This is a genomic window from Burkholderia sp. LFS061, from assembly GCF_047978125.1.
Classification (GTDB): domain Bacteria; phylum Pseudomonadota; class Gammaproteobacteria; order Burkholderiales; family Burkholderiaceae; genus Burkholderia; species Burkholderia pyrrocinia_C.
The window spans coordinates 153747-178522 of sequence record NZ_JBFPFS010000009.1 but is presented as its reverse complement, the minus strand read 5'-3'; the positions used below and the strand labels follow the sequence as shown (position 1 = coordinate 178522).

18 protein-coding genes are annotated in these 24776 nt (G+C 67.7%); 6 read left to right on the top strand and 12 right to left on the bottom strand.

Annotated elements, in window-relative coordinates; all coding sequences use genetic code 11:
* Positions 1–48 precede the first annotated feature (48 nt).
* From ACNQQL_RS11370 to ACNQQL_RS11355, 4 genes are all read right to left on the bottom strand, one after another.
* Positions 49–504, bottom strand: a complete 456-nt coding sequence (locus ACNQQL_RS11370) for a MarR family transcriptional regulator (protein ID WP_347064177.1) — start codon at positions 502–504, stop codon at positions 49–51.
* Positions 505–577: 73 nt separating this feature from the next.
* Entirely contained in the window at positions 578–814 is a 237-nt protein-coding gene (locus ACNQQL_RS11365) for a DUF7661 family protein (protein WP_347064176.1), read from the bottom strand.
* A gap of 44 nt (positions 815–858) precedes the next feature.
* On the bottom strand, positions 859–1920 hold the full coding sequence (locus tag ACNQQL_RS11360) for a serine hydrolase (RefSeq protein ID WP_347064175.1): 1062 nt from the start codon (positions 1918–1920) through the stop codon (positions 859–861).
* A gap of 231 nt (positions 1921–2151) precedes the next feature.
* Entirely contained in the window at positions 2152–2430 is a 279-nt protein-coding gene (locus ACNQQL_RS11355) for a hypothetical protein (RefSeq protein WP_310137564.1), read from the bottom strand.
* A gap of 51 nt (positions 2431–2481) precedes the next feature.
* On the opposite strand from ACNQQL_RS11355, the gene ACNQQL_RS11350 reads away from it, so the two are divergent.
* Both ACNQQL_RS11350 and ACNQQL_RS11345 read left to right on the top strand, forming a co-directional pair.
* Entirely contained in the window at positions 2482–3357 is an 876-nt protein-coding gene (locus ACNQQL_RS11350) for a LysR family transcriptional regulator (protein ID WP_347064174.1), read from the top strand.
* A gap of 71 nt (positions 3358–3428) precedes the next feature.
* Positions 3429–3713, top strand: coding sequence for a transcriptional regulator (locus ACNQQL_RS11345; protein WP_110281303.1), 285 nt, complete (start codon positions 3429–3431; stop codon positions 3711–3713).
* A 78-nt stretch (positions 3714–3791) separates the two neighbouring features.
* Here the strand turns inward: ACNQQL_RS11345 and ACNQQL_RS11340 are convergent, their stop codons facing one another.
* The 4 genes from ACNQQL_RS11340 to ACNQQL_RS11325 all read right to left on the bottom strand — a co-directional run bounded on the left by ACNQQL_RS11340 (position 3792) and on the right by ACNQQL_RS11325 (position 9753).
* Positions 3792–4535, bottom strand: a complete 744-nt coding sequence (locus ACNQQL_RS11340) for a transporter (protein ID WP_072438936.1) — start codon at positions 4533–4535, stop codon at positions 3792–3794.
* Between the two features lie 76 nt (positions 4536–4611).
* Positions 4612–7374 (bottom strand): magnesium-translocating P-type ATPase, encoded by a 2763-nt coding sequence (gene mgtA, locus ACNQQL_RS11335; RefSeq protein ID WP_347064173.1) that lies wholly within the window; start codon positions 7372–7374, stop codon positions 4612–4614.
* 46 nt (positions 7375–7420) lie between these two features.
* The gene (locus ACNQQL_RS11330; protein WP_175959268.1) at positions 7421–7579 is read right to left on the bottom strand and encodes a hypothetical protein; all 159 of its coding nucleotides are present in this window, start codon (positions 7577–7579) and stop codon (positions 7421–7423) included.
* Positions 7580–8100: 521 nt separating this feature from the next.
* Positions 8101–9753, bottom strand: a complete 1653-nt coding sequence (locus ACNQQL_RS11325; protein ID WP_347064172.1) for a S8 family peptidase — start codon at positions 9751–9753, stop codon at positions 8101–8103.
* Between the two features lie 434 nt (positions 9754–10187).
* Between ACNQQL_RS11325 and ACNQQL_RS11320 the strand changes: the two genes are divergently transcribed.
* Positions 10188–11084 carry a glutamate/aspartate ABC transporter substrate-binding protein gene (locus ACNQQL_RS11320; protein WP_347064171.1) on the top strand — a complete coding sequence of 299 codons (897 nt, stop codon included), beginning with the start codon at positions 10188–10190 and terminating at the stop codon, positions 11082–11084.
* A gap of 80 nt (positions 11085–11164) precedes the next feature.
* Here the strand turns inward: ACNQQL_RS11320 and ACNQQL_RS11315 are convergent, their stop codons facing one another.
* A complete protein-coding gene (locus tag ACNQQL_RS11315) occupies positions 11165–11692 on the bottom strand; it encodes a hypothetical protein (protein WP_347064220.1) in 528 nt (175 codons plus the stop codon).
* A gap of 302 nt (positions 11693–11994) precedes the next feature.
* Here ACNQQL_RS11315 and ACNQQL_RS11310 point away from each other — a divergent pair, with 302 nt between their 5' ends.
* On the top strand, positions 11995–13242 hold the full coding sequence (locus ACNQQL_RS11310; protein WP_347064170.1) for a multidrug effflux MFS transporter: 1248 nt from the start codon (positions 11995–11997) through the stop codon (positions 13240–13242).
* Between the two features lie 5 nt (positions 13243–13247).
* Here the strand turns inward: ACNQQL_RS11310 and ACNQQL_RS11305 are convergent, their stop codons facing one another.
* From ACNQQL_RS11305 to ACNQQL_RS11295, 3 genes are all read right to left on the bottom strand, one after another.
* Positions 13248–13937: a hypothetical protein gene (locus ACNQQL_RS11305; RefSeq protein WP_347064169.1), complete on the bottom strand. Its 690-nt coding sequence runs from the start codon at positions 13935–13937 to the stop codon at positions 13248–13250.
* Between the two features lie 134 nt (positions 13938–14071).
* Complete coding sequence (gene pbpC, locus ACNQQL_RS11300; protein ID WP_347064168.1) at positions 14072–16297, bottom strand: penicillin-binding protein 1C; 2226 nt, start codon at positions 16295–16297, stop codon at positions 14072–14074.
* Between the two features lie 7 nt (positions 16298–16304).
* Positions 16305–22340, bottom strand: coding sequence for an alpha-2-macroglobulin family protein (locus tag ACNQQL_RS11295; protein ID WP_347064167.1), 6036 nt, complete (start codon positions 22338–22340; stop codon positions 16305–16307).
* 310 nt (positions 22341–22650) lie between these two features.
* Here ACNQQL_RS11295 and ACNQQL_RS11290 point away from each other — a divergent pair, with 310 nt between their 5' ends.
* Together ACNQQL_RS11290 and ACNQQL_RS11285 are read left to right on the top strand one after the other, a co-directional pair.
* Positions 22651–23157, top strand: coding sequence for a sugar dehydrogenase complex small subunit (locus tag ACNQQL_RS11290; RefSeq protein WP_072438784.1), 507 nt, complete (start codon positions 22651–22653; stop codon positions 23155–23157).
* Positions 23157–24776, top strand: coding sequence for a GMC family oxidoreductase (locus tag ACNQQL_RS11285; RefSeq protein ID WP_072438782.1), 1620 nt, complete (start codon positions 23157–23159; stop codon positions 24774–24776). Before ACNQQL_RS11290 ends, ACNQQL_RS11285 begins: the two co-directional genes overlap by 1 nt.

The following is a 24776-nucleotide window of genomic DNA, read 5'->3' as shown; positions in this document are numbered from 1 at the left end:
GACGAAGGAAGGCGGGCGCGCGAATGCCGCGTGGCGCGCAGGCGGGGGTCATTGCTCGCCGATGCGGCGAATCAGCGGGATCGCGGCGGCGAGCGTGTCGATGTCTTCGGGGGCGAGCCTTTCGATCGCCGCGCCAAGCCACTTGTGCTTCGCGGCATTGCGCTTGCGGCGTGCGTGGAGGCCAGCGGCGGTCAGCATGAACAGGATCTGGCGACCATCGGTCGGATGCGGTTCGCGTTCGACGAGACCGTCTTCCTCGAGGCTCGCGAGGATCGCCTTCATCGATTGCGGTTTCATCGCCTCGGCGCGCGCGAGATCGGCGGTCGTCATCGGCCCGTGCCGTTCGAGCCGCGCGAGCGCACTCGTCTGGGACATGCCGAGCCCTTCGGATTCGATCTCGGAGCGCAGCCGACGGATCAACTGGCCGACCGCGAGGGTCAGGTCGGCGACGACGAGGTCGGCGGAAACGCCGGGTTTGCGTGGCGGGTTCATGCGGCGGATCATAGAACACGACAGTTAAACTTGCAAGTTTAACTGTCGAATTGGCCGGCAGATCGCGGCACCGCCCGGCACGCGGTTACGTGCGGCGGGGCAGGGCGACCGGCACGACTTCGCTGTATTTAGGCGTGGCGTTCTCGTGCAGCAGGTCGCCGAGATATTGCGCGAGTTCGTCCGCGGCGAGCGCGGACGGAATCTGCAGGTCGGCCGGGCGCCGCTTGCCTTCGGCGCCGAGATCGAACACGGTCCAGCGGCCGTTCGCACGCACGACGGCGAGCAGCCGTCCGAATGCGCTGAAGCGGTATTCGCCCTGCATGGCATCGCTCCCGTAGGGTGAACGCGCCGGCCGCCTGTGCGCGCTTACTGGATCGAGCAGGTCAGCCAGCGATGGATTTTGAGTGCGTCGCTCGATACGCCGGCGCGCGTCGGCGCGCCGAGCAGCACTACCGTTTCGCGGCGGCCCTTCACGCGCATGCGCATCACGACGCCGTGCCCCGATTCGTTGATGAAGCCCGTCTTCTGCAGCCGGATCGGCAGGCGGCGGTAGCGGACGAGCGGGTCGGAGTTCACGTACAGCAGCTCGCCGTCGCCGGGGCGCACGGTGGTCGACGTATCCGTCGAGAAATAGCGGATCAGCGGATCCTGCGCCGCCGCGCCGACGAGCTTCGCGAGATCCTCGGCCGTCGACACGTTGTGCGGTGACAGGCCGGTCGGCTCTCTGAAGTGCGTGCGGCGCATGCCGAGCCGGCGCGCTTCGCGGTTCATCGCCTTGACGAACGCGGCGCGCCCGCCCGGATAGTCGCGGCTCAACGCGGCGGCCGCGCGGTTTTCCGATGACATCAGCGCGATATGGAACATGTCGCGGCGCGACAGCTCCGAGCCGACCTGCAATCGCGAGCCGGTGAACTTGATCGTGTCGCGATCGTGCGCGGTGACGCGCAGCACGCCGTTCAGCGGACGGTCGGCGTCGCGTGCGACGACGGCCGTCATCAGCTTCGAGATCGACGCGATCGGCCGCACGGTGCGCGCGTTGCGGGCCAGCAGCGGCGTGCCGGAGTCGACGTCGAGCACATAGGCTGCGCGTGAATGCAACGACCTGATCGCGCGCGGGCTATAGCCGCAGCTTGTCATCAGGCGCGGTTTGGCGGCCGCCGGGCGCTTCGCGCGGCGATGTTGCGGGGCCGGCGCCGCATGACGCTTGACTGCACGATGCTTCGCGTGCAGACGGCGATGCTTGACGGCCTTGATCTTGCGGTGGGCAGGCTTCTTCTTGACCGCCTTCGTATGCGCGTGGGCGTGCGCGGTGCGATGCGGCTGCGTGCGCTGCGCGGACGCGTTCGCGGCGAACGCGAGCAGCAGGAACGAGAGGGCGAGGATCAGGGTGGTCCGGGCGCGAGGCAGGCGCGCGATGAGGCCGGTCAAGCGAAAGTCTCCTTTTCACGCGCGATGCGGCTGCGCGGAATGCATGGGCGGTCAGCGGGTGCGGGAAATTATACGGTCGATCGCGTGGCGATGACGATTGGATCGCGCGCAATGGCGCGTGATGCAGGCAGATTCGTGTCGTTATTTTGCTGCCGGTCAACGGCGTGCGTGTGATGAAAATCGTAAAGGCGCGCCGTGCCGGACAGGCGCACCGCAGGAGGTGGGCGCAGTTCAGCGCGGCCAGTTCCGCCGCGACACGACCGCAAAACTGATCGCGATCGAACCCGTCACGGCGCGTGGCGGCGCGTCTTCGATCGCATCGCCGAAGCGAAAACGGCGGCTGCGTCCGTCGCTGCGTTCGGCACGACGTTTCGGTGCGCGCGTATCGACGGCGGCGGTGCGTTCGTTTGCAACCGCGCCATCGCAGGATGGGGCCGCCACGCATTCGGACACTTGATCTAGTGACATGACAGTAAATTCCGGGAAGGGCATGCCCGTATTGAACGTCATTGCATTCGATCAGTAAAATGAATATTTCGATCGTTACGATTCCCTTCAAGAATGGAACTGAAACTGCTGCGAACGTTCCTGACGGTCACCGAGCTGTGCCATTTCAGCCGCGCGGCCGATGCGTTGCACATGAGCCAGCCGGCACTCAGCAAGCAGATCGGCGCGCTCGAGGCGAGCCTCGGCGGCAAGCTGTTCGAGCGCGGGCGGCACGGCGCGGAGCTGACGCCGTTCGGCGAACGCTTCCTGCCCGACGCGCAGGCGCTCGTGCGCGATGCCGACGAGATCCTCGCGCGTGCGCGGGAGGCGACCAGCGGACAGCGCGGGCATCTGCGGCTCGGCATCTGCCTGTCCGTGCTGACGCTCGTGCCGAAGCTGGTCGCGGAATTTCGTCGCCGCAATCCGGGCATCGCCGTCACGCTGAGCGACCTGTCGTCGTCCGAGCAGACGCGCCGGCTGCGCGCAGGCAAGCTCGACGCCGGCTTCCTGCGCCTGCCGTCCGACGACGGGCTGTCGTCGTTCAAGGTGATCGACGAAGGGCTCGCGCTCGCGGTGCCGCCGCACCTCGGCTTCAAGCGCGTGCCGGCCGACCTCGACGTGCTCAACGAGATCGGCTTCATCGCACTGCAGCGTGCGCGCGGCCCGGGGCTCGCTGCCCAGATCGACCGATGGTGCATCGAGCGCCGCTTCGTGCCGCACGTGACGCAGCAGGCGGAAGATGTGCAGTCGGTGCTGACGTCGGTCGCGGCCGGCGTCGGCGTCGCGTTCATCCCGTCGCGCGCGCAGTACCTGCTGCGCGACGCTACGGTGCTGCCGCTTGACGGCAGGGACGCGAAGTGGCGCGTGGGGCTGGCGTGGCTGTCGGGTCGCGACGATCCCGTCACGACGCATTTCGTGTCGTTCATGCGTGCCGCGATCAAGGGTGCGTGACGCGGCGTATAGTGTCCGCGATTGCATCCTGGATGACTGCCGGTCCGGCACCGGCTCACGAACCCGAACCGATGACTTCAGAATCCGACGAATCCCCGCTCGATCCCGCACTCGTTGCGACGCTCGCGACGCTGAACGAGGCCGCGAGCGATCCGGCCGGCAAGACGTGGTCGCTGCCGAAGATCGCGAAGCGCGCGCAACTGCCGATGAGCACTTTGCGCCGCGTGCTGACGCAGCTCGATGCCGCGGGCCTGAGCGCGACGACGCTGAACGAGGACGGCACCGGCAGCGCCGCGCTGACCGACGAAGGGCGCACCGTGTGCGCGCAACTGTTCGGCGCGAACGACGCCGGATGAATGAAAAAACGGGCCGCCGTGAATGAACGGCGGCCCGTCGTGTTGCGGCTCGACGCGTGCACCGCGCCAGCCTGTGTATCACCACCGCGCCGTCATGCCGCCCATCACCGAATGACGATAGGTCTGGTCGTTCAGCCCGCGCCGGTAGCCGACGTCGAGATCGAGCCAGCGTGTCGGCGAATAGATCGCGCCCGCGAGCACGAACGCCGGATTCGCGCCGGCGGTGCTTTCGGTGTTGCGCGACATGCCGACGTCGACCACGAGCTGCAGCCGGTCGGTCGCCTTGTAGAGCGCCGCGCCCGACACGGCCCAGACCGACGTCAGGTCGCCCTGACGATTCGGCTGGTACGCGAGGCCCGCATTCGCGAGCAGCGAGAAGCGCGCGACGTCGGCCTGTGCGAGCAGCGTCGCGCCGGTGCCGACGCGGCCCGTGCCGAGCCCGCGACTGTCGTTGCCGGTCGGCATCGTCACCTTCGGTTTCAGCGCGAGCGACAGCGGCCCGCGTTCGACGAAGCGCCATTTCATGCCGATCTCGACATCGCCGATTCCCGCGCCGTTTTCGTCGGTGCGCGTTTGCAGATGCGTATAAGGCGTGTTGACATAGAGGTCGACGTGTTCGCCGAACCCGCGCGTGAGCGTCGCGTTCCATAGCTGGTGGCGGCCGCTGTCTTCCTGTTTCGAGGTTTCCTCGGCGTTGAACTCGAACTGCCAGTTCGCATTGCCCTGCGTGCCCGTATCGTCGCTGACGAGCGGGTGGGCCGGATAGGCGTCGAGCGGTGCGAGGAGTGCGCTCGCGGCTGCGAGCGGAAGGATTCTTTTCATCGCATTACCCTAAAAGCGTCGTGAAAGGCCGGCCCACGCGCATCGCGCGGGCCGGCACGTCGGTATCCGAACGGAATCAGAACCACTGCTTGTAGCGGCGCACATAGATCGTCTTGACGATCTGCGCGAGCAGGATGTAGCCGACCATCGTCGCGGCGAGCCACAGCCAGAAGGTGCCCGGCAGGTGCATGAAGCCGAGCGCATCCGCGAACGGCGAGAACGGCAGCCAGCAGCCGATCGCGATCGCGGTGAACGTCGACAGCAGTACCGGCAGCGCGGCCGTGCTTTGAAGGAACGGGATCTTCTGCGTGCGCAGCAGGTGCACCACGAGCGTTTGCGACACGAGGCTCTCGATGAACCAGCCCGAGTTCATCACGATCTGGCCGCCCGTGCCGCCGTGCAGGTGATACATCGCGCCCGCGCCGAACACGGTCCACATCAGCACGTAGGTCGTGATGTCGAACACGGACGACGTCGGCCCGACCCACAGCATGAAGCGGCTGATGTTGCCGGCTTCCCACTTGCGCGGCTTCTTCAGGAACTCGGGATCCATCTTGTCCCACGGCAGCAGCATCTGCGACGTGTCGTAGACCAGGTTCAGCACGAGCAGCTGCGTCGCGAGCATCGGCTCCCACGGCAGGAACGCGCTGGCGACGAGCACCGAGAACACGTTGCCGAAGTTCGAGCTCGCGGTCATGTTCAGGTACTTCAGGATGTTGCCGAACGTCTCGCGGCCCTTGATCACGCCTTCCTCGAGCACCATCAGGCTCTTTTCGAGCAGGATGATGTCGGCGGTTTCCTTCGCGATGTCGGCGCCGCTGTCGACCGAGATGCCGACGTCGGCGTCGCGCAGCGCGGGCGCATCGTTGATGCCGTCGCCGAGGAAGCCGACCGTGTGCCCGTTCGCCTGCAGCGCCTTGACGATGCGCGCCTTTTGCAGCGGCGTCAGCTTCGCGAACACGGTCGTGCGTTCGACCACCCGCGCGAGCGTTGCGTCGTCGAGCGCCTCGATTTCCGCGCCGAGGATCGGCTTGCCGGGTTCGAGGCCGACCTGGCGGCACACCTTCATCGTGACGGTCGGGTTGTCGCCCGTCAGCACCTTCACCGCGACGCCGTTCTCGCGCAGCGCGGCGAGTGCCGGCGCGGCCGACTCCTTCGGCGGATCGAGGAAGGTGAGGAAGCCGCGCACGACGAGGTCGCGTTCGTCGGCGGTGCGGTACTGCTCGCGTTCGTCGCCGCGCGCGATCGTGCGCGTTGCGAGCACGAGCACGCGGAAGCCGTCCTCGTTGTATGCGTTGGCCTGTTCGAGCAGCCGCTTGCGCGCGACGAAGTCGAGCGGGCGCACGCCGTCTTCATCCTGCACATGCGTGGAGACGGCCAGCATTTCCTCGACCGCGCCCTTGCAGACCAGCAGGTGCGTGCCGCGCGTATCCTCGACGACGACCGACAGGCGGCGGCGCACGAAGTCGAACGGCAGCTCGTCGATCTTCTTGTAGCCCTGAGGCTTCGCGCGTTCGCCGATCTCGTCGGCGCGTGCAACGACCGCGATGTCGATCAAGTTCTTCTGGCCGCTCTGGTGGAAGCTGTTCAGCCAGCCGAGCCGCAGGATTTCCTCATTCTTGCGACCGGACAGGTCGAGGTGGTGTTCGAGGATGATCTTGTCCTGCGTGAGCGTGCCGGTCTTGTCGGTGCACAGCACGTCCATCGCGCCGAAGTTCTGCACCGAGTTCAACCGCTTGACGACGACCTTGCGGCGCGCCATCGCGATCGCGCCGCGCGCGAGGTTCGCGCTGACGATCATCGGCAGCATCTCGGGCGTGAGACCCACGGCCACCGCGAGCGCGAACGTGAGTGCGCTCAGCCAGTCGCCCTTGGTCAGGCCGTTGATCATGAACACGATCGGCACCATCACGAACATGAACTTGATCAGCAGCCAGCTCACGCTCGCGACGCCGCGGTCGAAGCTCGTCTCGATGCGCTTGTGGCTCACGACGTTGCGCGCAAGCGAACCGAAGTACGTATCTTCGCCGGTCGCGACGACGACGGCCGTCGCCGTGCCGCTGACGACGTTGGTGCCCATGAAGCAGACGTTCTCGAGATCGAGCAGCGGCGTCGACGCATCGTTCGCCGCGCCGGCCGTGCCGGTGCTCGCCGATTTGCCGGCGACCGCGCCGAGCGTGTCGTATTTCTCGACGGGCAGCGCTTCGCCCGTGAGCACGGCCTGGCTGATGAACAGGTCGCGCGACGCGAGCAGGCGCACGTCGGCGGGGATCATGTCGCCAGCCGACAGGTGCACGATGTCGCCCGGCACGACTTCGCGCATCGGCACCTCGCGGCGCGCCGGCTCGGCGGTATCGGTGATCGCGCGCTGCACGGTGGCCGTCGTGCGGACCATCGCCTTGAGCTTCTCGGCCGCGCGCAGCGAACGGAATTCCTGCACGAAGCGCAGCAGCGCGCTGATCGTGACCATCGTCAGCAGGATCGTCATGCCGACGTAGTCGCGATCGCCGGGCGCCGCGAAGTAGACGTCGGTGAAGAAGCTGATGGCGGCCAGCACCAGCAGCACGTAGACGAACGGGTTGTGGAATGACATCAGCAACTGGCGGGACCAGTGCGGCGGCTTGTCGTGCGCGATTTCGTTCGGGCCGTGGTGCTGCAGGCGGTCGGCGGCCTGGCCGTAGGTGAGGCCGCGCGTGCTGGTGCGCAGCGACTTCAGCGTGTCTTCGAGCGGGCGGGCCGCTTCCTGCGCGGCGCGCATGATGCGCGGTTCGTTCTGCTGACCGGGGCCGGTCTTGATGAAGCCGCGCTGTTTTTTCTGGGAATGGTTTCGTTGTGTCATGGTCGCTCCTGGCGCGCGAGGCGGCGGGCGGGGAGCGGCCGTGACGTTATCGACGCACGAGCGCTCCCCGCCGCGTCGCGTCAAACGCGATCGGCTGTGGATCGGTAAAGGCGGGAACGCTCGCCGGCGCGCGGAGTGCGGTCGGACGGACGATGCGCAGCGTCGCACCGGCGAGCGGTAATCGACTACTGTCGTCTGAGTTCATCTGCACTCCTGTCGGTTGCGGGTAATCGGCACGGGCGATCGGTAGCCGCGCACGCACGAAGGCGCGCGGCCGGACGGCACGCGAACGGAAAACGCACGCGGCTGGCGCCGCGCGCAACACGAACGCACACGCGCGACGGCGCGTCGCGTGCATTCGACAACATCGAAAAATTCGGCGGGGAATCTGGCCGGTCAGGCCGGAAGGACGCCGCATCCTGCTTCCCGGGATGCGGCAGAAGACGAGGCTCTGCGCGTTTTCCTCAGGCAGCAGTCAAGTTGGTCGAGCACCAACTACAACTCGCATCGGTGTTCACAGAACACTCCATGTAATTAGACGGGGGCGATGGTAAAGGCTCGTCGTGCGAAGCGTCAACCTTTTTGTCAGGTGTTATTTCGAGAAACGGAACGGGCGATGAGCGATCGCCTGAGCGCCGGCCGCCGGATCGCCGGCCGCCGGAAAAAAAACAAACCGCGCGCACGCCATGTCGGCATGCGCGCGGCAGAGTCGAGGCAGGGCACCGGTTACTGGTTGGCTGCCGCGACGGCGATCCCTGCATCGAGAATGCCCGAGCCCGCCGGCATTGCGGTGCACGACGTGCCGGCCGCCAGCTTCGCCGCGCGCGTGCCGCCTTGCAACTTCTGCTGGATCTGCGCGGGCGTGAGGTTGCCGTTTACCGCGAGCATCAGCGCGGCGACACCCGTCACCTGCGGCGTCGCGAGGCTGGTGCCGCTCGCCGGGCCGTAGGTGTCGCCGCCCGGCGTCGTCGTGCCGCTGTTGGCCGTCGACAGGATGTTGACGCCCGGCGCGCTCAGCGTGATGTTGGCGCCGAAGTTGCTGAACGATGCGCGGCGGCCGCTCGCGTCGGTGGCGCCGACGCTGATCACGCCGCGGCAGTTCGCGGGCTGGTCGAGCCCGGTCGACAGGCCGTCGTTGCCGGCGGCGACGACGACGGTCACGCCCTTCGCGTTCACGTCGTCGATCGCCTGCTGGAACGTCGTGCTGCACGCGCCGACGCCGCCGAGGCTCAGGTTGATGATTTTCGCGGGCGTCGGGTTCGTCGGTACGCCGGTGACGGGAATGCCGGCCGCCCAGCGCATCGCGTCGGCGATGTCGCTCGTCACGCCGCCGCACTTGCCGAGCACGCGCACCGGCAGGATCCGGCCGAGCCACGACACGCCGGCGATGCCGATGCCGTTGTTGGCGGTCGCGCCAATCACGCCCATCACGCGCGTGCCGTGCCAGCTGCTGGCGCTCGGTTCGCTCGCGCAGTGATAGTACGGGCCGCTCGTGTTGTCGAGTTCCTGCTGCGTGACCCAGTCGCCCGGGTCGGTCGCGTCGGGGCCGCGCGACAGGCCGTTGTTGCTGGTGTTGACGTTGGTGATGAAGCTGTAGCCGGGCAGCAGGTTGCCGACGAGGTCGGGGTGCGGCCGATAGCCGGTGTCGAGCACGGCCGTGACGACGGTCGGCGAACCCTTGGTCGTGTTCCATGCGGGCGGCAGGTCCACGCCGGCGGTCGGGTCGGACAGATACCACTGCTGGCTGTAGCTGGGGTCGCTCGGCGTGTCGCGGACCTTCATCGGGTGATCCGGTTCCGCGTAGTCGACGTCGGCGTCGGCGGCGAATGTCTGCGCGAGCGCCGTCGCGTCGGCGGCCGCGACACGCTGGCCGAGCGACAGCACGGCCGCGCCGTTCGAGATCGTCCGCTCGACCTGCACGTTCAGCGGCGTTTGCGTCGTCGAGGCCGCATACGCACGTGCGGCGCCGGTCGCCGTCGGTGCCGTCCAGCGCGTCATCGAACGCTGGATCACCGCATCGAGCCGCGTGCCGTCGTCGATAGCCGCCATCGCACGCGTGGCCGTCAGCGTCTTCAGCTTGACGATCAGGTGGTCGACCGGCGGCTCGTCGGGCGTGGTCTGGGCGGCCATCTGCACGGCGGCTTGCTGGGTCGTGCAGGCGTTGCTGCCGGACGTGGTGGGCGGGGTCGTCGGGGCGGGCGCGGGGGCCGGCGTCGGGGCGGGGGCCGGTGCTGCGTTGGTCGGCGACGGGTTGCTGCCGTCGCCGCCTCCGCCGCCGCAGCCGGCGAGGGGCAGGAGGGCGGCGGCAGACAACATGCCGGCGAGCATGCGCGCATGAGCGGAACGCGCCAGCGCGAAATTGAAACGTTTGGCTTTCATGTTGAAAGTCGATCCTCGTATAGAACCGTCGTGCCGGCGGTGTGCCCGGTCCGGCAAAACCGGACCTTGTCGTTTTTTGTCTGGTGGTCGCGGCGGGGTTGCTGCGACGCGCCATGCACTGGGTAACGGCCGCTGTGGCGGCTTCTTGAGTATGTTTTGTGTGAAAAAAGAGCAAGACGCAAACGATTACGTTGCGGCATTGCAGCATGAACGCGCGTTTGGAACGGGTGGCACAGAAGGTGGGGGCGAGCCCGCAAGCGGCCGGTCGGGCGAAACGCGCGGGAGCGGGCGTTTTTGCGCGCCACGGAAAACGGCTGCCCGCGGCGTAGCCGCAGTTAGCCGCAGCGGGGTGCGCCTGACGCTTTCCCTGATACGGTGCGAATTTTGTCGGGCGTACGATCGCGACTCGATCAACGTTTCGTCAGGAGAAAAGCATGGATCGCCGCTTCCGTTGGCTGGCTGTCGCGCTGTCCTGTGCGCTGGCGGGCGCCGCGCATGCGCAGGCGCTCACCGGTACGCTGAAGAAGATCAAGGACACGGGCATCGTGTCGCTGGGCATTCGCGAATCGTCGGTGCCGTTTTCGTATTCGGACAACCAGCAGAAGAACATCGGCTATTCGCGGGACATCGCGGCGCGCATCATCGACCAGTTGAAGACGGACCTGAACCTGCCGAACCTCACGGTGAAGGAGATTCCGATCACGTCGCAAAACCGGATTCCGCTGCTGCAGAACGGGACGATCGATTTCGAATGCGGATCGACGACGAACACGCTCGAGCGGCAGAAACAGGCCGCGTTCTCGAACAGCATTTTTCTCTATGGGATCCGTTTCAGCACGCGCAAGGATTCAGGCGTGAAGGATTTTGCGGACCTGGCCGGCAAGACGGTCGCGACGACGGCCGGCACGTCGGACGAGCGCCTGCTGCGCAAGCTCAACGAAGAGAAAGGGATGAACATGACGATCATCAGCGCGAAGGATCATGCCGAAGCGTTCATGAACGTCACGACCGGGCGCGCGGTGGCGTTCGTGATGGACGAACCGCTGCTGTACGGCGAGATCGCGAAGGACCGCAACCCGGGCGCGTACGCGGTGACGGGCACGCCGCTCGTCCACGAAAACTACGCGTGCATGATGCGCAGGGACGATCCGCCGTTCAAGCATGTCGTCGACGGCGTGATCGCGAAGATGCAGACGTCGGGCGCGGCCGAGAAGCTCTACAACCAGTGGTTTACGCAGCCGATTCCGCCGAAGGGCGTGAGCCTCAACTATCCGCTGTCGGCGGAGATGAAACAGTTGTTCAGGAATCCGACTGACCAGGCGCAGTATTGATCCGAACTCGGTGCCGCAATGAAAAAACCGCAGGCGCGTGCCGGCGGTTTCGGGGAAGGGCGCGGGCGGCGCGACGCGCGTCAGGCCTTGATCTCCAACCCGCGTGCTGCCGGTGTGGCTGGCGCTGTCGGCGCCGTGGAGCGTGCGGGCGGTTGAGCCGGCACGAGGACGACGACTGGCTCAGGCATCGCCCAGGGCGGCATCGCGAACCCGACCGGTTGCGGCATCGGCATCGCAAGCGCGTTGGCGAGCGCGACTTGCTGTAGCGCCATCATCTGCTGCTGCAGCGCGATCATCTGCGCGTGTGCAGCCGCCATCCGATACTGCGCGGCCTGCATCTGTTGCAGCGCCGCCGGCGACATGCCGCCCGACGACGTCCGCATCTCGAAGCTCGTACCATCTTGCGGGCTGTGCCAGCTCCAGGTGCTGACCTTCATCGGGCCGATCGCTGTCTGGACGACGTGCGTTTCGGCTTTCACGGGCACGGCCTGCCCGTTGACATTGACGAACATCGGTTGTGCGGCCGGAGCGGTGCCTGCCTGCCCGGCCATCGCGAGCATGGGCATCAGCGCCAGCGCGCCCGCTGTCATATACGAATGGAATCGCATCTTCGTATCTCCATCGAACGATACTGATCGAATCAACAATGAACGAATCGTGCGGCTCACGGAGAGAGCCACCGGCGACTATGCGGACGCCGGCTTAAATCAGCATTAAAACCGTGGCCGAGCAGCCCGGCTAGCGCATTTCCAGGCGTGCCGCAATCGGCATTCAACCTCGCCCGCGCCAGGGGAATCCGGTCGCCCGACGCAACAACGGGCACAATACGGAATTCGCCACGATCGCACGCATGTTCGCAATTCGAACATGCGCGGCCGCGTCACCGCTGCCCGACATCCTTCCCAGTCGCATGAACGCCACGCTTACTTCCGCGCGCGAGTCGAATTCGCCGCGCTTCCTGCTGTTCCTGATCTGCCTGTTCGCGTCCGCTGGCCAACTCGCGATCGATATCTACGTGCCCGCGCTGCCCGACATGGCGCGTTCGTTCGCGACGACGCCGCAGGCGATCCAGTCGAGCGTGTCCGGCTACATGGCGGCCTACGCGCTCGGCCAGCTCATCTTCGGCCCGATCGCCGACGCGTACGGGCGCAAGCGCGTGCTCGCGTTCGGGCTCGTGATCTACACGATCGGCTGCCTGCTGTCGCTCGGCGCGCAGAACCTGGAGACGTTCGTGCTGGCGCGCTGCCTGCAGGGTTTCGGGATCGCGACCACCAACCTGCTCGCGAAGGCGATCATCACCGATTCGTTTTCCGGCCAGGCGCTGATGCACGCGTTCACGTACATGTCGATCGCATGGGGGCTCGCGCCGATCGTCGCGCCGGTGATCGGCGCGCACCTGCAGGAATGGTTCGGCTGGCGCGCCTGCCTCGTGTTCCTGCTCGTCTACTCGCTGGTGATGTGGGCGCTGCTGTGGCGCTATCGGGAAACCTTGCCGAAACCGGTGCATCTCGAGCCGCGTACGCTGATGGCGAACGCGGGCAAGGTGCTGGCGAGCCCGGTGTTCCAGAGCTGCTTCCTCGCGCAGGGGCTGTGCTACAGCATCCTACTCGTGTTTAACATCGTCGGGCCGTTCATGGTGCAGACCACGCTGCACAAGCCGCCGACGTTCTTCGGTTATCTCGCGCTCGGCATTGGCCTGATGTATTTCCTCGGCGGGCTGTCGAACCGGATTCACGGGCGCGGGCTGCCGAGCGCCGAGCAGCGGCTGCGCATCGGCGCGCGCGTGATGGCGGGTGCGTCGGTCGCGATGCTGGTGCTGGCGCTGACCGTCGGCCTGCGCGTGTGGACGCTCGCGACGCCGGTGCTCGTGATGGGCTTCTGCGCGGGCGCGATGTATCCGACGCTGATGGCCAAGGGCAATTCGCTGTTTCCGCATATCGCGGGCCTGACGAGCGCGATCCTGGGATGCGCGCTGCTGCTCGTGTCGTCCGCGATGATGGGGCTGGCCGGCTTCGTGTCGATCCACGTGCTGACGCCGCTCGCGGTGTTTTTCGTCGCGCTGTCGTTCATCGTCGTATGGATGGTGACGAAGCTGCTGCGGTATCTGACGCAGCAGCAGGCCGCGACCGTCGTGTGCGGGAGCAGTGAGGCCGCGTAAGCCGCTTACAGCGGATGCGCGGCGCCGGCCTGCATCAATAGCGAAACGGCAACCGGATCCGGCAATCCATTCGAATCGATCGCTCCCGCTTTCGCCAGCGCACCGAGATCGCTGTCGACACCCGGTTGCCCGACCACGAACGACGTGGTCAGGAACGCCGGCGTCGTCAGCGTGATCGCATACCGCTGCTGCAGATTCGTCACGACTGCGGATTGCGCGGCCTGCACGGCGTTCGGGCTGCCCATCACCTGCTGGAAGTGCAGATTGCCCCGGAAATTGCCGATCAGCCCGGCCGTGTTCGTGCCGAGCTGTGCCGCGAGATAGACCAGCATCAACTCGGTTTCGGGCGTCGTGTTGAAGGTGCCGCCCGCGTACGCGAGCGAATGCAGGCTCGTGCCGCCCGACGTCACGGTGATGACGCACGGCAGCGCGGCGTTGACCGTCACACGGTAGTTGCCGCCGCCGTCCGTCAGCGTCGTCGCCGAGCCTGCCGCGCAACTGACCGCCACCGGCGCGCTCGCGAGCGCGCTGCCCGTGGCAGCAGTGCCGGACAGTGAGACGGTTTGCGTGTTGCTGTTGAAGCAGACATCCACGCCGAAGCAGGCGTCGCCGTTGCAGGCCTGGAGCGTCGCGAGCGCCGCGACGCAGAGCGCGCCCAGCGCAGGGCGGGTGAAACGCGTATGGCGAATGTTCATGGTCGCGGGCGTCCGGGAGAAGGGGGCAGCCGGTGAGCGTCGTGGAAGCGGCGCAGATTCCATTCTAGGTCCCGAATCGGGGCGTTGCTTGCCCGCTTGTTCGAGAAGCGGCCGCCGGTCAGTAAGCGGCTCGCTCAAGGCTTGCGCGCGGCCGTTTTCGCGAACGCGCCGCGCACCTCGAAGCTGATCGCATCCGCGACGTTGCCGCGCGCGTCGACGAGTTCGAGCCGGTGCCGGCCTGGCCACGGCATCCACGCGACGCGGTTGGCATGCCCGATCACCTTGTCGTCGAGCCGCCACGCGAACCGCGCGGCGCGCCCGGCCGAGCGCTCGAACCAGATCCGCTGGTTCTTCGGCGGAATGTCCGGGTCGATCGCGAAGATCGTGCCGTCGGTCGGCGCGCCGATCGTCAGCGGCGCGCGCGCACCGTCCTTGCCCGGCGTGACGGGCGCGGCGAGCCGGATCGTGTCGACCGCCGTCCCCGCGATGAACCACTCGCTGCGCGCCGGCTCGATGTCGCGCTCGAACGTGATGCGGCGCGTCTCGACGCCGATAGGCGCGCGCGGCGCTCGGCTCGGCAGGTCGCGGTGCAGGTAGCCGACGACGGCCGACCACACGGGCGACGCACCCGTGACACCCGACACGTCCCACATCGGCGAACCGTCCGCGTTGCCGACCCACACGCCGACCGTATAGCGAGACGTGAAGCCGACGGTCCAGTTGTCGCGCATGTCCTTGCTCGTACCGGTCTTGACCGCCGAGAAGAAGCGCGTCGCGAGCGGGTTGTCGAAGCCGAACGTGCGTACACGCGCATTGTTGTCGGAGAGGATGTCGGTAACGACGAAGCTGGCCGCCTCGCTGAACACGCGCGTGCCGCTGTCCGCATGCGCGGGCGCGCCGGACGCCGGCGCCGGCAGGTCGACGACCTTGCGCGCGACGCCGCCGTTCGCGAGCGCGCGATACGCGTTCGTCAGCGACAGCAGCGTGACGTCGGCACTCCCGAGCGCGAGGCTGAAGCCGTAGTAGTCGCCTTCCTGCGCGAGCGGCAGGCCGAGCGCGGTCAGCGTGCGCGCGAAGCGGTGCGGCGTGACGAGCACGAGCGTGCGCACGGCCGGCACGTTCAGCGAACCGCCGAGCGCGCTGCGCACGCTCACCCAGCCCTTGAAATCCTTGTCGTAGTTCTGCGGAATGTACAGGCCGCCGCCGGCGGCGAGGTTGATCGGCGCGTCGTCGAGCAGCGACGCGGCCGTCAGCCGCTTTTCGTCGAGCGCCTGCGCATAGAGGAACGGCTTGAGCGTCGAGCCGGCCTGGCGCGGCGCGAGCACGGCATCGACGTCGCGTGCGCTCGACAACGCGCCCGACGATCCGACCCATGCGCGAATCTCGCCGGTCGCGTTGTCGATCACGACGACCGCGCCGTCCTGCACGTTGCGCCGGTGCGCGGGCGCGTTGAGTTCGGTCAGCGCGCGCATCAGCGTGTCGCGCGCAAAGCGTTGCAACGGTGCATCGAGCGTCGTGCGGACCTGCGCGCCGGCCGCCGGCCTGACCTCGGCCGCGATGCGCCGTGCGAAGTGCGGGGCGAGGGCCGCACCGTCGTCGCGCATGGCGTTGGCCGGCCGCGCTGTGACGAACTGCACGTAGCCGTCGAGCGACGCGCACGCCTGCTCGGCATGCATGTCGCGCAGGATCCGGCACGCGCGCTCGGCGACCTTCGCGGCCGTCGCGTTGGGCGCGCGCACGAGTGCGGCCGCGATCGCGGCTTCGCGCGCGTCGAGGCCCGACGGCGCCTTGCCGAACAGCACTTGCGACAGTGCGCCGAGCCCGACCGTCTCGCCGCGGAACGGCACGAGATTCAGGTACGCCTCGAGGATCTGGTCCTTGCGCCAGCCGCGTTCGAGCAGCAGCGCGTTCATCGCCTGCGTGGCCTTCTGCGGCAGCGAGCGCTGGCCCGAGCGGCGCGGCGAATCGCTGAGCAGCCCGGCGAGCTGCATCGTCACGGTTGACGCGCCGCGCGTGCGCTCGTTCCACAGGTTGCCCCACGCGGCGCCGGCGATCCCGCGCCAGTCGACGCCGCTATGTTCGTAGAAGCGCTTGTCTTCGGAGACGACGATCGCCTCGCGGAACGCGGGCGACACGTCCGCGAGCGACACCCAGTCGCCGCGCCGTTCGATGAGGTCGACGCGCGTGCGCTGCAGCGGCGTGCCGTCGCGCGCGAGCAGCACCCAGTCGGAACTGCGCCAGTCGCGGCGCACGTCGTCGTAACCGGGCAGCGCATGCGCGACGAGCGGCGCGGCCAGCACGATGGCGACGAATATGCGGCCGGCCAAACGCGCCGGCCGCGGCAAAACCCGATCGATCATCACGCGCTCACTGCTTGGCCGCGTCGGCCGGCTTCACGGTCATCGGCGGGTTCGGCCACAGGCCGTACACGGATGGCGCGTACAGCGCCTCGACGCGCGTCGGCGGCAATCCGAACGTGCCGACGTTGTTCAGCCGCACCGTGTACTCGACCGAGAATTTGCCCTTCGGCAGATAGTCGTAGTACGCGCGGTAGCCGTCGAAGTCGCGCTCGATGAACGCCGGCCACGCGCCGTCGGGCGTCTTCTCGCCCTGCGTCGCCGCTTCGGAGTCGCGGCCGAGGCCCGAACCGAGGATCGTCGCGCCGGACGGGATCGGATCGTTGACGACGACCCACGTCATGTCGCTCTGCGCATCGATGTCGAGATGCACGCGCACGACGTCGCCGCGCGTCAGCACGCCCTTGACGGCGGGCGACACCGGCGTGACGGTCTTCGTGATCCGGTAGCCGGCGGCGAACGGCGAGCGCAGCGGCACGGCCGCGAGGCTCTCGACCGTCGCCCACGGGCGCCCGGTGCCTTCCTGCGTGACGGACAGCGTGGCCGGCGCCTGCGACGCGCGCGGCCACGGCATCAGCACGCTGCGCGCGGCGGCGGCGCGGGTCGCGGCGGTGGCCGACGCCGGCGTGTCGGCCGGGGCCGGCGCCTGCGACCACGAGATCGCGCGCTCGTTGCCGCCGAGCGCGACCTTCGTCGCGCCGGAGACGGGCGTGCTCTCGTAGGTGCGCGAGAAGCGCTCGACCGCGAGCAGCCCGAGCGCGTTCGACGTCGTCGTCTGCCACGCGCCCTGATGCTGCAGCGCGAGCAGGCCGGCCGTGATGCGCGGCATCTCGTCCTTCCACGCCGGGTCGCCCGCGAATTCCATCGCGAGACGCGCGGCGTTGGTCTCGTTGCTCGTCATCAGCCACCACAGGTCGTCGTCGCGCGCGGTCGAGAACACGAGCTGCGTGCCCTGGTACGTGAGGCGCGCGCGCAGGATCTGTTCGACCTGCGCGCGTTTCTCGTCGCGTTGAGGGATGTCCTTCACGCGCGTCAGGATCGCGTGATAGTCGATCACCGCCGACGTCGGCCACTGGTTCGGTGCGATCTCGATCGAACCGAGCATGCGGCCTTGCGCGGCACCGTGGCGCGACAGCGCCTCGATCGCGGCGAGCTTGCGCAGGTCGCGATCCTGGCGCGGCGCCCACGCGTTGCGCTCGATGCGGCCGTCGACGAAGCGCGCGAGCCCGGCTTCGAGCTGCGTGCGCAGGTCTTCCGGCAGCGCGAAGCGCGGGTCGGCCCGGCTCGCCTCGTCGGACAGCACGAGCAGGTACGACGACAGCGTCGGGCTGCCGTAGTGAGAATCGTCGGACGACGGCGGGAAGTAGCTCGCGAGCCCGTCGCTGTCGAGATAGACGGGCATGCGCGCGACCAGCGCCTGCCATTGCGCGGGGTCGCGCAGGCCGATCGCGCGCGACGCCTGCTGTTCGAGGCAGCGGTACGGATAGCGCTCGAACCAGCGGCGCACGCCGGGCAGGCCGTCGGCAAGCTTCGACTGCAGCGACACGGCGATGCCGCCGCGCGGCGCGCCCTGTGCGTTGCTCACGGCGCCGGCCGGTGCCGACACGGGCACCGTCAGCGTGCCGTCGACCTGCGCGAGCGTCGCCTGCTGCACGGTTACCGGCAGTGCCGGGACGACCTTCTGCGCGACCGCCAGCGCGTCGGACGCGCGCTTGCCGCCTTGCTCGGCCGCTTCGATGCGCCAGTTCAGCGCGCCGGCCGCGTCGAGCGCCTGCTCGGGCACGGTGATCGTCCACGCGACCTCGGTTGCCGTATTGGCCGCGAGCGACACGGTTTGCGGCGCGACGTCGAGGCCCGTCACGCGCGGCGTCACGACGACCTGCATCGCGCGGTCGGTCGTGTTGCGCAGCGTGACCTGCGCGCGGAACGCGTCGCCTTCGCGCACGAGCGGCGGCAGGCCGGAGATCAGCTGCAGATCCTGCGTGCTGCGGATCGACGTGCTGCCCGTGCCGAAACGGTCGGGGCCGACTGCCGCGATCGCGACGATCCTGAAGCGCGTGAGCGCGTCGTTCAGCGGCACCTCGACGGTCGCGCTGCCGTTCGCGTCGAGCGTCACGCGCGGGTTCCACAGCAGCAGCGTGTCGAACAGCTCGCGCGTCGGCGCGCTGCCGCCGCCGCCGCCGGCCGGCACGGCCTTGCGGCCGAAGTGGCGGCGGCCGACGATTTCCATCTGCGCGGTGGCCGTCTCGACGCCGTACGCGCGCCGTCGCAGCATCGCGTCGAGCAGGTCCCAGCTGTTGTTCGGCATCAGTTCGAGCAGCGCCTCGTCGACGGCCGCGACCGCGATCTGCGTGCCGGCCGGCGCGGGCTGGCCGTTCGGCAGCGTGACCTTCACGTGCGCCTGCGCCTTGCCGCGCACCGTGTAGCGCGTCGCGTCGGTCGTCACGGTCACGCCGAGACGGTGGACGCCCGTGCCGACCTTGATCTCGCCGAGGCCGTAGCGGAACGCGGGCTTCGACAGGTCGACGAACGCGGTCGGCGCTTCATAGTGGCGGCCTTCGCGCCAGAACGCGCGCGCCCATTCGACCGGTGCTTTCCAGCCCCACGTGAAGAACGAGTACCACGGCACTTCGCGAATCCGGCCGCGCAGCGCGAGCACGGACACGTAGACGTTCGGCCCCCACGATTCGCCGACCTTCAGGTCGACGGTCGGGTTCTTGCCGTTCAGCTCGACGATGTGCGTTTCCATCACGCCGCCGCGCTCGACCGCGACGAGCGCGGTCGCGTAGCGGAACGGCATGCGCACCTGGAAGCGGGCCGTTTCGCCCGGTTCGTACGAGGTCTTCTCCGGGATCACGTCGATCCGGTCGGTGTTGTCGCCGCCGAACCAGAGTTCGTCCTCGCGCGTGACCCACACCGACGTCGATGCGTTCGACGTGCGGCCGTCGCCGTCCTTCGCGACCGCGATCAGCTGCACGTTGCCGGCCTGTTCGAGCGTCGCGTCGCAGGCCATGCGGCCCTTGTCGTCGGTCTTGCCCGAGCACAGCACGCCGAGGTCGCGCGTGTCGCTCTTGTTGTCGTACGCATAGAAGCCGCCGACCATCCGCTTGCGCGACGACGTCGTGATGTGCGCGACGCCCTTGATCTCGATCGGCACCGATGCGCGCGGCTTGCCCTGCAGGTCGACCGCGAGCGCCTGCACGGGCACGCGCTGGCCGACCGACACCCAGCGGCCGGCCTTGATGCCGGCCACCACCGCGGCCGGCCACAGGATCGTGTCGCCGCGGATCGTCTGCACTTCGCCGTTCGGGTCGGAGAACGTCGCTTCGAGCGCGATGCGCTTCGGCGCGTCGACGTCGGGCAGGCCCTTGAGCGTGACCGAGCCCGCGCCGTTGCGGTCGAGCGTCAGCGGCAGCTTGTCGGCGATCAGCTTCGTCGCGTCGGGATCGTGGTTCGACGACGACGCGTTGTCGCCGTCCTGCGAATCGTCGTCGGCGTTGCCGTCGCTCGTGTCGGGGCGATACGGCGTGAAGCTGAAGTCCTCGAAGCGATCCGCGAACGGCGGCGACGCCCACTTCATCAGCGCCGACACCTGCACCGGCAGGTTCGATGCGCCGCCGCCCGACACGTAGTCGATCTGCACCGCGAGCGGCGCTTCCTTCACCGCGACGAGCGGGCTCTTCTGAGCGTCGAGCGCGCCGATCGATCCCTTCAGCACCGGCAGGCGGAACGCCTCGACGCGGAAGCTGCCGCTGTAGTAGGTGGCGGTCGGCGCGTCTTCCGGGCCGGCTGCAAGTTCGACGCTGTATTCGCCGAGCTTCGCGGCCGGCGGCAGCGTGAACTGCGTGTCCGCGCTGTGATCGGCGGCCCACGTGAGCGGCAGCTTGTACGTCTGGCCCGTGCCGAGATGGCGGATCGTCACGCGCGTCGGGTATTGCGACGGGAACGCGAGGCTCTGCAGCGTCTCGGTACGGATGAAATGCTTCATCGACACGGTTTCGCCTGCGCGCAGCAGCGTGCGGTCGAACACCGTGTGCGCGCGCATGGTCGGTGCGCTGTCGGTGTCGGTCGGCACGTTGAAGCGCCAGGATTCGATCCCGCGGTTCCAGCCCGAGCTGACGAATGCCATGTCGGGGCCCGTCTTCGGATCGTCGACGCGCGCCGACACGAAGTAGTCGTCGAAACGCTCGGACGAGCGGCATTCGTGCTTCGGTTCGAACGGCCCGTCGATCTTCAGCAGGCCCTGCGCATCGGTCTTGCCGGCGGCGATTTCATCGCCGTTGCAGTCCGACACGCGAATCTGCGCGTTCGGCACGGGCTTGCCCTTGTCGAGCGTCGTGACCCACACGAGGTTGTTCTCGCGGCCCTGTTTCAGGTGCACGCCGAGGTTCGTGACGAGCACGGTGGTGCGCACGTACATGCTCGACGGCTTCGCGAGCAGCGAGCGGCCGAGCGCGGGCGACGCGAGTTCGAGCACGTAGAAGCCGGGCTTGTCGATCGGCACGCCGACGATCTCGAACGGGCGCAGCGTCTTCGGGTCGGCCTGCGGCAGCGTCAGCGCCTGCGCGCCGGGCTCGCCCTTGAGCAGCGACAGCGAGCGTACGTCGATGCGGCGGTCCTTCGGCGCGGGCTGCTTTTCGCCGGCCTGGAGCGGCACGTAGACGGGGTGCTGGCCCTTGCGTTGGAGCAGGCCGGGAATCTGGCTGTCGATCGAGCCGGCCGTCATCGACCAGTTGTCGAAGCGGTCGACGGTGCGCATCCACTGGCGGATCGCGGTGTCGTTCTCGACCTTCAGGTTCGCGAATTGCGCGCCGCCCGCGTTGAGGCCGGCGATATGCAGGTCGGCCTCGACGTTGCGCAGCGTGACGGGCACGAGCGCCGGCGTATCGGGTTCGGCGAAGCGCTCGACGATTCCGAAGGTGCCCGACGAGAATTTCGCGAGCGGCGGCATCGGCGCGGTGCGCGTCGCCAGCGGGAACAGGTCGGCGTTGGACAGCGAGCGGTCGGTCACGTCGCGCAGGCCCGACGGCAGTTCGATCGTCAGCGCGGCCTGCGCGGGCAAAGGCGGGTTGAACGTGACGGTCGTCACTTCCTCGCTGTGGTCGTCGGCCGCGAAGGTCGGCGACAGCGAACCGTCGGAGCCGCGCAGCTTGATCGCCTCGGCGTTCTTGCGCGAGATCGGCGCGTTGAACGACAGCGTGAGCGGGCGCAGCGGCGTGCAGGGCGCCTTCGCGTTCTCGCGTTCGCACGAGAAGCTCGCGGCGAACGGCGCGCGCACGGTGAAATCGAAGCGTCGTTCGGTTTCGTTCGCGATGCCGCTCGGGCTCGCGACGCCCTTGCCGTACACGAGCTGCATCTTCGCGCTCGCCGGCAGCGCCTGCGAGCACGACAGCGTCAATACGCGCGCGGCGTCCTTCTTCAGCCCGAAATGGTCGAGCAGTGCGTTGCGCGTATCGTCGTCGGCGGCCGTGACGGGAATGCGGTTGCCGATGCCGGCCGCTTCGCACCAGATGTTCGCGAGCGCCGAGCGCGGTTCGGCCGGGCCGTTCAGCTTCATCACGAAGACCTGCCGCTCCTCGATCTCGCGCGAGCCGGGGCGCACGTTCACCGGGAACGGGCCGCCCGTCTGGAACGTGAAGCGGCGCGGGCCGCTGGCCGCATTGCCGGCGACCGAGCGCAGCGTGTCGTTGAGCGCGACCGAGCAGCGCACCCCGGGCGGCAGGTCGTTTTCGAAATCGTAAACCCAGGTCTTGTCGTCGAGCCAGTGACCCTGGCCGCGCGCGGCGGTCGAGTCGTTGCAGGTCACGCGCGCGGGATTCGGCGCGGACGCCGAGCCGAACGCGACCATCGGTTCGTCGAACTTGACGACGGTCTGCCGGACTTCGGTGACGGTGCCTTGCGGCGACACGCTCACCGTGCGCGCCGCGAGCGCATGCAGCGACAGGGCCGCGGCGCCGCCGAGCGCCGCGACGGCACCGATGCGCCAGAGCAGCCGTGTGGTGTGGTTGGTTCGAATCGTGTTGTTCTGTTTGTCGTGCTGCTTCATCGCTCGATTGCCCTCGGAGGGAAGCTTTCTGTTTGATTGCACGGGATTCTAACCGACCGTCGTGCGCACGCATCGTCGCGCGCAGCCGCAGTGTGTCGCCGGTATGCGACACCGGTGCGTCCGTCGCAGATTTGTCGCGTCGACGACACAAAAATGCAGCGAAATGTCGATTGTCTCGGATTGCGGAACATTTAATGGACTATAAAAAGATTGTTCGATCCGATTTGTGCGCGTACATTTCAGGTCCGCGCCGAAGTTTGAGAAATATCAAGCGTGGTTTTCCCGAATCCGGCGTTCGAGAGAAGGAAACATGCACAACGACAACACTCCCCATTCGCGTCGCGATGGCGACGCAGCCGCAACCGGCATCACGCGGCGTCAATGGCTGCAGGGCGCACTGGCGCTGACGGCGGCGGGCCTCACGGGCTCGCTGGCGTTGCGGGCCCTGGCCGATGCGCCCGGCACCGCGCCGCTCGATACGTTCATGACGCTTTCCGAAGCATTGACCGGCAAGAAGGGGCTGAGCCGCGTGCTCGGCCAGCGCTTCCTGCAGGCATTGCAGAAGGGCTCGTTCAAGACGGCCGACAGCCTGCCGCAACTCGCCGGCGCACTCGCGTCCGGCTCGCTGAATCCCGATCAGGAAGCGCTCGCGCTCAAGATTCTTGAAGCGTGGTATCTCGGCATCGTCGACAACGTCGTGATTACCTACGAAGAAGCATTAATGTTCAGCGTCGTATCCGATACGCTCGTGATCCCTTCGTATTGCCCCAACAAACCCGGCTTCTGGGCCGAAAAACCGATCGAGAGGCAAGCCTGATGGCCGATACCGATACGCAAAAGGCCGACGTCGTCGTCGTCGGTTCGGGTGTCGCAGGCGCGATCGTCGCACACCAGCTCGCGATGGCGGGCAAGTCGGTGATCCTGCTGGAAGCCGGCCCGCGCATGCCGCGCTGGGAAATCGTCGAGCGCTTTCGGAATCAGACCGACAAGACCGATTTCATGGCGCCGTACCCGTCGAGCCCGTGGGCGCCGCATCCGGAATACGGCCCGCCGAACGACTACCTGGTCCTGAAGGGCGAGCACAAGTTCAACTCGCAGTACATCCGCGCGGTGGGCGGCACGACGTGGCACTGGGCCGCGTCCGCGTGGCGCTTCATCCCGAACGACTTCAAGATGAAGACCGTGTACGGCGTCGGCCGCGACTGGCCGATCCAGTACGACGACCTCGAGCATTACTATCAGCGCGCCGAGGAAGAGCTCGGCGTGTGGGGCCCGGGCCCCGAGGAAGACCTGTACTCGCCGCGCAAGCAGCCGTACCCGATGCCGCCGCTGCCGTTGTCGTTCAACGAGCAGACGATCAAGAGCGCGCTCAACGGTTATGACCCGAAGTTCCACGTGGTGACCGAGCCGGTCGCGCGCAACAGCCGTCCGTACGACGGCCGGCCAACCTGTTGCGGGAACAACAACTGCATGCCGATCTGCCCGATCGGCGCGATGTACAACGGGATCGTGCACGTCGAGAAGGCCGAGCAGGCCGGCGCGAAGCTGATCGAGAACGCGGTCGTCTACAAGCTGGAAACCGGCCCGAACAAGCGCATCGTCGCGGCGATCTACAAGGACAAGTCCGGCGCCGACCATCGCGTCGAAGGCAAGTACTTCGTGGTTGCGGCGAACGGCATCGAGACACCGAAGATCCTGCTGATGTCGGCGAACCGCGATTTCCCGAACGGCGTCGCGAACAGCTCCGACATGGTCGGCCGCAACCTGATGGACCACCCGGGCACCGGCGTGTCGTTCTACGCGAACGAGAAACTGTGGCCGGGCCGCGGCCCGCAGGAGATGACGTCGCTGATCGGTTTCCGCGACGGGCCGTTCCGTGCGACCGAAGCCGCGAAGAAGATCCACCTGTCGAACATGTCGCGCATCAACCAGGAGACGCAGAAGATCTTCAAGGGCGGCAAGCTGATGAAGCCCGAGGAGCTCGACGCGCAGATCCGCGACCGTTCCGCGCGCTACGTGCAGTTCGACTGCTTCCACGAAATCCTGCCGCAACCCGAGAACCGCATCGTGCCGAGCAAGACGGCCACCGACGCGATCGGCATCCCGCGCCCCGAAATCACGTACGCGATCGACGACTACGTGAAGCGCGGCGCCGTGCACACGCGCGAGGTCTATGCGACGGCCGCGAAGGTGCTGGGCGGCACCGAAGTCGTCTTCAACGACGAGTTCGCGCCGAACAACCACATCACGGGCGCGACGATCATGGGCGCGGATGCACGCGACTCGGTCGTCGACAAGGACTGCCGCACGTTCGACCATCCGAACCTGTTCATCTCGAGCAGCTCGACGATGCCGACCGTCGGTACGGTAAACGTGACGCTGACTATCGCGGCGCTCGCGCTGCGGATGTCGGACACGCTGAAGAAGGAAGTCTGA

What these genes read in the sequence shown, in the direction of transcription:
- ACNQQL_RS11290 (WP_072438784.1), top strand. Translation starts at nt 22,651, where the DNA reads ATGCACAACGACAACACTCCCCATTCGCGTCGCGATGGCGACGCAGCC.
- pbpC (WP_347064168.1), bottom strand. Translation starts at nt 16,297, where the DNA reads ATGATCGATCGGGTTTTGCCGCGGCCGGCGCGTTTGGCCGGCCGCATA.
- ACNQQL_RS11370 (WP_347064177.1), bottom strand. Translation starts at nt 504, where the DNA reads ATGATCCGCCGCATGAACCCGCCACGCAAACCCGGCGTTTCCGCCGAC.
- ACNQQL_RS11340 (WP_072438936.1), bottom strand. Translation starts at nt 4,535, where the DNA reads ATGAAAAGAATCCTTCCGCTCGCAGCCGCGAGCGCACTCCTCGCACCG.
- ACNQQL_RS11325 (WP_347064172.1), bottom strand. Translation starts at nt 9,753, where the DNA reads ATGAAAGCCAAACGTTTCAATTTCGCGCTGGCGCGTTCCGCTCATGCG.
- ACNQQL_RS11315 (WP_347064220.1), bottom strand. Translation starts at nt 11,692, where the DNA reads ATGCGATTCCATTCGTATATGACAGCGGGCGCGCTGGCGCTGATGCCC.
- ACNQQL_RS11350 (WP_347064174.1), top strand. Translation starts at nt 2,482, where the DNA reads ATGGAACTGAAACTGCTGCGAACGTTCCTGACGGTCACCGAGCTGTGC.
- ACNQQL_RS11345 (WP_110281303.1), top strand. Translation starts at nt 3,429, where the DNA reads ATGACTTCAGAATCCGACGAATCCCCGCTCGATCCCGCACTCGTTGCG.
- ACNQQL_RS11295 (WP_347064167.1), bottom strand. Translation starts at nt 22,340, where the DNA reads ATGAAGCAGCACGACAAACAGAACAACACGATTCGAACCAACCACACC.
- ACNQQL_RS11355 (WP_310137564.1), bottom strand. Translation starts at nt 2,430, where the DNA reads ATGACGTTCAATACGGGCATGCCCTTCCCGGAATTTACTGTCATGTCA.
- ACNQQL_RS11285 (WP_072438782.1), top strand. Translation starts at nt 23,157, where the DNA reads ATGGCCGATACCGATACGCAAAAGGCCGACGTCGTCGTCGTCGGTTCG.
- ACNQQL_RS11310 (WP_347064170.1), top strand. Translation starts at nt 11,995, where the DNA reads ATGAACGCCACGCTTACTTCCGCGCGCGAGTCGAATTCGCCGCGCTTC.
- mgtA (WP_347064173.1), bottom strand. Translation starts at nt 7,374, where the DNA reads ATGACACAACGAAACCATTCCCAGAAAAAACAGCGCGGCTTCATCAAG.
- ACNQQL_RS11330 (WP_175959268.1), bottom strand. Translation starts at nt 7,579, where the DNA reads ATGAACTCAGACGACAGTAGTCGATTACCGCTCGCCGGTGCGACGCTG.
- ACNQQL_RS11365 (WP_347064176.1), bottom strand. Translation starts at nt 814, where the DNA reads ATGCAGGGCGAATACCGCTTCAGCGCATTCGGACGGCTGCTCGCCGTC.
- ACNQQL_RS11320 (WP_347064171.1), top strand. Translation starts at nt 10,188, where the DNA reads ATGGATCGCCGCTTCCGTTGGCTGGCTGTCGCGCTGTCCTGTGCGCTG.
- ACNQQL_RS11305 (WP_347064169.1), bottom strand. Translation starts at nt 13,937, where the DNA reads ATGAACATTCGCCATACGCGTTTCACCCGCCCTGCGCTGGGCGCGCTC.